General features: G+C 43.8%; 1 protein-coding gene. It reads left to right on the top strand.

Annotated features, from left to right (window positions below; all coding sequences use genetic code 11):
* The first annotated feature begins 442 nt into the window (after positions 1 to 442).
* Positions 443 to 1327 (top strand): LysR family transcriptional regulator, encoded by an 885-nt coding sequence (locus ACTQZS_RS15290; RefSeq protein ID WP_441476586.1) that lies wholly within the window; start codon positions 443 to 445, stop codon positions 1325 to 1327.
* Positions 1328 to 1859: the final 532 nt, after the last annotated feature.

Below are 1859 nucleotides of genomic sequence, written 5' to 3'. Positions count from 1 at the left end.
GCCTGAACCAGGATTTTTGCTGTCGGCATAGGCTGCATAAAGGATGAACAGAAGTAATCTCAATGTATGCCTGAACCAGGATTTTTGCTGTCGGCATAGGCTGCATAAAGGGTGAACAGAAGCAATTCCCAATATATGCCTGAACAGGAGAAATCCGCTGTGTTGACAGGTTTCTGACAGTGGAATATATTTGAAGACAGGGAAAAGAAAGAGGCAGTTCTTATACAAGGCTGCTTCTTTTTTGTAATTTACGCGAACAGCGAGCCACAGCCGAATGCGAAGCATTCGTGTGGGGCGAGCGTCGCGATAGCGAGATAAAACTCGCGCAGCGTGTTTTATCTCGTTTGGAAGGGATTCCCGGCAGTGCACGCGCAAAATCACAATTCAGCAGAGTCCCCGGAGACTTTTTTTCGTGTTGAGCATTTAACAGGAAGTGGGAAAAATGAATCTGAAGGATATGGAATGTTTCATTGAGGTCTGTGAAAAAAAGAGCATTACCGCAGCCGCGGAGGCAATGTTTCTCTCCCCGCAGGCGGTGAGTCAGACCATTCGCAGAATGGAGGAAGAAGTTGGCGCAGAGCTTCTGGTCCGTTCCCAGAAGGGAGTGGCGCTGAATGAGTATGGGAAGATTTTTTACGATCATGCGTGCCGGATCATCGCGGATTACAATGGGATGACGGCTTCCATCAGTGATCTGAAAAAACAGGAAAAGGGTTTCTTGCGCTTGGTTTCCGCGTATGGGGTTCTGCGTCTGTTGTCGCCCGAGTTCATCCATACATTCACGGATCAGAATCCCGGCGTGCGGCTGGATTATATGGAATTTCCGGATATATATATTGAAGAAAATGTCAGGAACAGGAAATATGATCTTGGATTTGTTCCGTATGTGAAGAAAGACCCGGAATTGAAATATATACCGCTTTTTTCGCGAGAGATTTTTTTTATTACACACAGGAAGAGCAGATATTACGACAGAAACGAAGTGTCGGTAAAGGAAATCAGCGAGGAGCCGGTGATTATCGAAAATGGTAATTTTATGATTCACCATATTCTGGAGGAAACCTGCAGAAAGGAAGGCGCTGATCTGGACGTGTATTTCAACACAAGTGGCTTCAGCCTTTGCTACAAGCTGTGCCGGGAGCAGGAAGGCAACACGGTCTCCATGGACTTTATTTTTGAGGATATGGGAAGCGATGATCTGCGGAAAATTTCGTTCGCGGAACATCCGCTCTGGAAGGTTGCGGCAGTTGTGAGGAAGGATATGCCGCTGACGGACAATGTAAGGAAGCTGATTGATTTTGCTGTGGAGTGGTGTGCAACGATCTGACGCAGTTCTCGATTCGGATTTTGTAATCCCTTCCATTGAGACACCGGTCAATGGAAGGGACAGTCCATCCCGGATTTTCCAAATATAAGAGGTGCATCATTTGATGTGCAGAGGATATGCCAACAAAATGAACGAATTGACGACACAATACATACAATAACCACGATATATAATAACAGAAGCGAAAAAACCGCGTAATTAAAGGATAAACGGGCACTGAAATTTTCTTCAAAAAATCTACAATTTCCTGTTGACAATCCTATAACCGGGTGGTAAAGTATCATTTGTCGCCGAGATACAGCGACAAAACAAAAGTAATACAGATGTCGCTTAGTTATGGCGGCAGAATAAAAGTATTACAGAATGAACATTGACAACTGAACAGTAAAACACATCCTCGAAAATTCAAATGAAGTTTTATAAATTTTTGTTTGAACGATCGATGAGTATTCATGGATGTAACGTTCAAATGAACGATACATGAAGTGATTACGATCCTTTAAAACAGTAAAAAGGGATGAATTAGCCAAGT

The sequence above is a fragment of the Bilifractor sp. LCP19S3_H10 genome (genome assembly GCF_052119185.1).
Taxonomy (GTDB): domain Bacteria; phylum Bacillota; class Clostridia; order Lachnospirales; family Lachnospiraceae; genus Bilifractor.
This window is presented reverse-complemented; position numbering and strand designations above follow the sequence as displayed.

Excerpts from the sequence above, each read along its gene's own strand:
- ACTQZS_RS15290 (WP_441476586.1), top strand. The coding sequence starts at position 443 with ATGAATCTGAAGGATATGGAATGTTTCATTGAGGTCTGTGAAAAAAAG.